Genomic DNA, 4,779 nt, shown 5'->3' with positions numbered 1-4,779 from the left:
TCATTTTCTGTCCCCGTTTTTCCTGATGCTTCAAGAAAAGCTCAACGAATTTAAAGTCTAAACAAACACGGGGAATAGGGTTAAGTACTTACTTTTTACTCAAAAAAACTACAAAAGCACGACTCTCAAAAAGCTCCCCTCTTTGGCCCATCCTTACATATAAAGACAAAAAGGGGGTGTTAGCTCTCTTTGCTTAGGTAGCAAATGATAAAATCGCTTCATAATTTGGTTCGTCTGTGATTTCAGCAACAATCTCTTTATAGGAAACTTTTCCATCGCCATCAATGACAAAAACAGCTCTACATGTAAAGCCGCTCAACAGGCCATCTTCAATTAGAACCCCGTATGCTTTTGCAAACGCTTTATCTCTAAAGTCGCTACCAACATTTAAATTTTCAATTCCTTCAACTGAGCAAAATCGCCCCATAGCAAAAGGTACATCCATAGACACAACTGTTACTTGAGTGTTTTTATCTTTTGCGGCCTCTGCGTTAAATCTTCTGGTTTCAGCCGCACAAACCTCTGTGTCTAGCGATGGAACAACGACCAAAATTTGCTTGACTCCTTTTGCTCCACCAACTGTAATCTCTTCAAGATTTTTACCTATGATGGCAACAGAAGGTGCAAAATCACCAACATTAATCTCATCACCACCAATTTTTACTGGAACGCCTTTTAGAGTTGTTTGACCCATAATAAATCCTTTGTAAAAAATTTTATCTATCTTAAGATATTTTTTGTGAAAACTTGATTAGAAAATTTTTAAAAAAACACAAAAGTACGACTTTTTATGTGTTAAATTTTTACGTTATATTGAGTAGTGCGTAAGGCAAAATACGTTACAATCGGCATTTTTGACACAGGAGGAAAACAGATGAGATTAACCATAAAAATAGCGTTCTTAGCGCTTTTGAGCGTACTCTTTTTGAGTGGTTGTGCCAAAGAGGCATTAGAGCCAGCAGGTGATGTTTCTTTGAAAAACACCTACTGGAAGGCAGTTGAGATTAAGGGAGAAAAAGCGCTAGTCGCTGATAACCAACAAGAAACACACATTGTGTTGCAAGAGGATGGCAGAATCGTTGGTTCTGATGGATGCAACCGCATGTTTGGTACTTATGCAATTAAAAATGAAACCATCACTTTTTCACATCTTGCCTCCACGCGCATGATGTGTGCAGAAGGAATGAAGCAAGCAGATAATTTTTCAGTGGCGCTTGGAGAAACTAGCCACTTTACGCTTTGGGGAGAGGCTTTAACCTTTGAAAATGAAAGAGGGGAAGTGCTGTTGCGTTTTATGGCGGTGTACTTTTAGTGTAAATCCCCCAAGGAAAACCTTGAGAGATTGCGTAATGCGCTACTTGTTAGAGTCAAAGGCCTTCTGGGCTTTTTCCCAAGAGTTTGCAAGGGAGGAGTAAGCATCAGAAAAGCCTTTTTTCATGCGTTCCCATGCTTGGTCGCTACTGGTTTTAAAGCTGCCGTATTGCTCCGCTAGGGCGATGCGCTGTTGGCGAAGCTCTTTGAGTGCCTCTTTTGCTTCTTTTCGTGCGGTTTTATTCATCTGTTCCCAATCGTTTTCGAGACGCTGTTCAAGGACATCGGTACTCTTATCAAGACGCTTTAGTGCTTCTTTGATCTCTTTAGTGGCTTGGTCACGCTGCTCGACGGTGTAGTCGGCGAGGGTATTGAGTAACGCTTTGGTCTCTTTTTGTACTGTTTCAATAGTGGTGTCGTTAGCCTCTTTTTTGCCACCGTGGCTGTCGGCTACGGAGTGTGTGGCTACTAACCCCAATAGGGCGAATGTTGAAAATAATAGTTTTAAATAGTTCATAGTGTCTCCTTTGGTTTGCTACATGTATGAGTGGTTATTGAAATCTTGCCGAAGCTTTTTTGAGCGCTTCGCCAAGGGAATCCCACGCGTTGTCCATGCCTGCTTTTAAATCTTCCCACGCGTCATCGCTTGCTGTTTTGAGGGCGCGCAGTTTTTCATTGGCTTGGTTTTGCATGGCGCGGAGCTCTTCGATTTCTTTGTAGTATTCAAGCTGCACATCCGCTTCTGTTTTTTCGGCTTTAGCTTTAAGCTTGTCAATCTCCGCACCCCACTCTTTGAGCTGTGCCTCAAGTTTTTTTTCATAAGTTTCTTTCATACTCATCTGTTGCTCCTTTGTGCTGAGTTACCCCCATCGTACAGGCTTAAAATTTACTTGTCAAGTCTTGGCGCTCAAAAGGGTCAAGGTCATCTATCTATATGTAAAGGTCCACCCTACCGCCGATGCCACTCTAACGAGCACTCAGAGCGAAAGCAATCATCCTCATCGGGGCATCCCTCACAGGCGGGGGCTGTTGCTTGGATGGAGTCGTAGAGAAATTTTTTCCACCGTACTTTGCTTGGTTTTTGAGAGGCAAGTGCAGGAAAGTGTTGGCTCATGAATTTTCCCATTTCCCCACGGTTAGCAAACCCCATGGCTTCGTACAGGTGGTTCATTTCCAAGGAACGTCTGGCAATCAAAGGAGCGATTTCACGCAACGCTACGTCGTCTTTTGCATGGGCTTCAAGCAGTATTCTTACGTGAGAATACAAGGTGTTGGCATCCACAAATCCTCCTCTTCTTTACATGTAAAGCATTGTAACGCATCTTTGTTTTCTTGTTTGATTATATTTTAAACAAAATAATGTCCACTTAATCATCCACTAAATGGTATACTTAAAACTCATACCACGAGAAAAGGGGCTGCCTTGCGCTGTGAAACCTGTACCATCGGCCTACTCAAAAAAGAGGTCGCGCTGTTGTATGAGATTGCCAAGCTTTTGACCGACGTGCAAGATTTAAAGCACGTCACCGAAAAAGCCCTGAGTATTTTAAAGCACGAGCTCAAACTCCAACGCAGCGCCGTTTACCTTTTTGAACCCGACACAAATTTGCTTTGCATTTTTGCTTCCATCGACCTCACGCCTCAACAGCAAAAGATTAGCGCCTACCGACTTGGCGAGGGTGCCACGGGCCTAGCGGGGCAATCCAAAGAACCCATCATCATCGAAAACGTGCACAACAACATCCTTTTTCTCAACAAAACAGGCGGCCGCAAAGGCGAAACCATCTCTTACGTCGCGGTTCCCATGCTTGTGAAAAATGAACTCGTGGGCGTGCTTAGTGCGAACCTCAACGGCGCAAGCGAAACCGACTTTGACGAGACCATCCGCATCCTCACCATCGTCAGCTCCATGTTTGCCCAAGCCAAATTCGTCCACCAACGCATCCAAAGCGAAAAAGAGCGCCTTAGTGATGAAAACAGCTACTACAAAGAAGAGGTGCTCAAAGCGTCCAGTTTTGAAAATATCATCGGTAAAAGTGACGAGATTTTAAAAGTGTTTGAGGTGCTACACAAAGTCGCCCCCTCCCGCGCGACCATCTTGGTTCGGGGCGAAACGGGTACTGGCAAAGAACTCATCGCCTCAGCCATTCACAACCTCAGCACCCGTCGTGAAGGCCCACTCATCAAACTAAACTGCGCAGCCATTAGCGAAACCTTGCTTGAAAGTGAGCTTTTTGGACACGAAAAAGGCGCCTTCACCGACGCCAAAGAGACCCGCAAAGGACGCTTTGAACTCGCCGACAAAGGCACGCTGTTTTTGGATGAAATCGGCGACATCTCCCCTGCACTTCAAGTCAAACTCTTGCGGGTCATGCAAGAACAAGAATTTGAGCGCGTGGGTGGGTCAAAGACCATCAAGGTAGACGTGCGCCTCGTCGCCGCAACCAACCGTGACCTTGAAAAAATGGTCAAAGAAGGAACATTTCGAGAAGACCTCTACTACCGTCTTAATGTCATCCCTTTGCTCTTGCCGCCGTTGCGAAAGCGCGGCAAAGACATCAACCTCTTGTGTAACTTTTTCCTCGAAAAATACGCCAAAGAACACAAGAAAAAGCTTTTTTTCACCAACGAAGCCAGAACCCTTTTAAAAGCTTACCCGTGGCCTGGCAACATTCGCGAGCTTGAAAACACCATGGAACGCATGGTGCTTTTAGCCGACACCAACGCGGTAGATGACCGCTTAGTGGTGTCGCTTTTACCCAACATTACAGTCAAGGACGACACCTTTGTCATTCCCGAGGAAAAACCCGCACCCAAAACCGCCACCAGGGGTAGCATCGAACAAATGGAAAAAGAAGCTATCGTCGAAGCACTCTTTACATGTAAAGGCATTCAATCCAAAGCCGCGGCAATGCTTGGCATGAGCCCACGGCAGATTGGATACAAGATTAAAAAATACGATATCGAATGCTAAGCTTTACATGTAAAGCGCATTAGACTTTAAAATGGCTAATGAGTTCTCCAAGTTTTTGCGAAACACCCTCTAGCTCTTTGGTGACTGCGGAGTTGGCTTGGAGCTTTTCCATCACGCCTTCCGAAGCCTCGGCAATTTTGCTCAAATCTTGAGAAAAGTGGGTGATTTTTTCGACTTGGCGCTGAGACGCTTCGGCGACATTTTGAGCATCTGATTGGGCGGAAGAAGCATTGATTTTAATCTTTTCCAATGCCTGTGAAGCGCCTTTGGCAAGCTCAAAACTCTCGTGGATTTGTCCTACAATATCGCGCACTTGCCCCGAAGATAGCTTGGTTTGCATCTGAATAGCTCCTATCACTTCTGTGATTTCCCTAGTTGCTTCATCGGTTTTTTCGGCTAACTTTCGAATTTCATCAGCAACCACAGCAAACCCGCGCCCATGCTCTCCTGCGCGCGCCGCCTCAATGGCCGCATTAAGAGCCAAAAGATTGGTC

Annotated in this window: 7 protein-coding genes; 2 read left to right on the top strand and 5 right to left on the bottom strand. The window is 45.0% G+C overall.

Going from position 1 to position 4,779, the window contains the following annotated elements; translation table 11 throughout:
- Positions 1 to 193 precede the first annotated feature (193 nt).
- On the bottom strand, positions 194 to 694 hold the full coding sequence (gene tpx / locus JWV37_RS12510) for a thiol peroxidase (RefSeq protein ID WP_205460204.1): 501 nt from the start codon (positions 692 to 694) through the stop codon (positions 194 to 196).
- A 180-nt stretch (positions 695 to 874) separates the two neighbouring features.
- On the opposite strand from tpx, the gene JWV37_RS12505 reads away from it, so the two are divergent.
- Positions 875 to 1,312 (top strand): META domain-containing protein, encoded by a 438-nt coding sequence (locus JWV37_RS12505; protein WP_205460202.1) that lies wholly within the window; start codon positions 875 to 877, stop codon positions 1,310 to 1,312.
- 42 nt (positions 1,313 to 1,354) lie between these two features.
- On the opposite strand, the gene JWV37_RS12500 is transcribed toward JWV37_RS12505, so the two are convergent.
- The 3 genes from JWV37_RS12500 to JWV37_RS12490 form a co-directional block, all read right to left on the bottom strand.
- Positions 1,355 to 1,828 (bottom strand): sll1863 family stress response protein, encoded by a 474-nt coding sequence (locus JWV37_RS12500; protein WP_205460201.1) that lies wholly within the window; start codon positions 1,826 to 1,828, stop codon positions 1,355 to 1,357.
- A gap of 34 nt (positions 1,829 to 1,862) precedes the next feature.
- Positions 1,863 to 2,150 carry a sll1863 family stress response protein gene (locus JWV37_RS12495; protein ID WP_205460199.1) on the bottom strand — a complete coding sequence of 96 codons (288 nt, stop codon included), beginning with the start codon at positions 2,148 to 2,150 and terminating at the stop codon, positions 1,863 to 1,865.
- A 110-nt stretch (positions 2,151 to 2,260) separates the two neighbouring features.
- Entirely contained in the window at positions 2,261 to 2,593 is a 333-nt protein-coding gene (locus tag JWV37_RS12490; RefSeq protein ID WP_205460197.1) for a nitrogen fixation protein NifQ, read from the bottom strand.
- Between the two features lie 141 nt (positions 2,594 to 2,734).
- On the opposite strand from JWV37_RS12490, the gene JWV37_RS12485 reads away from it, so the two are divergent.
- On the top strand, positions 2,735 to 4,285 hold the full coding sequence (locus tag JWV37_RS12485; protein ID WP_205460195.1) for a sigma 54-interacting transcriptional regulator: 1,551 nt from the start codon (positions 2,735 to 2,737) through the stop codon (positions 4,283 to 4,285).
- A gap of 19 nt (positions 4,286 to 4,304) precedes the next feature.
- Here the strand turns inward: JWV37_RS12485 and JWV37_RS12480 are convergent.
- Positions 4,305 to 4,779 (bottom strand): methyl-accepting chemotaxis protein (locus tag JWV37_RS12480; RefSeq protein WP_275898388.1); only part of this gene is annotated, 475 nt, incomplete at its 5' end.

This window comes from Sulfurospirillum tamanense, assembly GCF_016937535.1.
Taxonomy (GTDB): domain Bacteria; phylum Campylobacterota; class Campylobacteria; order Campylobacterales; family Campylobacteraceae; genus Sulfurospirillum_B; species Sulfurospirillum_B tamanense.
Note: the sequence above shows the minus strand (reverse complement) of the source record. Positions and strands in the feature narration are given on the sequence as shown.

Coding starts and splice junctions, on each gene's coding strand:
- tpx (WP_205460204.1), bottom strand. CDS start 694: ATGGGTCAAACAACTCTAAAAGGCGTTCCAGTAAAAATTGGTGGTGAT.
- JWV37_RS12505 (WP_205460202.1), top strand. CDS start 875: ATGAGATTAACCATAAAAATAGCGTTCTTAGCGCTTTTGAGCGTACTC.
- JWV37_RS12500 (WP_205460201.1), bottom strand. CDS start 1,828: ATGAACTATTTAAAACTATTATTTTCAACATTCGCCCTATTGGGGTTA.
- JWV37_RS12495 (WP_205460199.1), bottom strand. CDS start 2,150: ATGAGTATGAAAGAAACTTATGAAAAAAAACTTGAGGCACAGCTCAAA.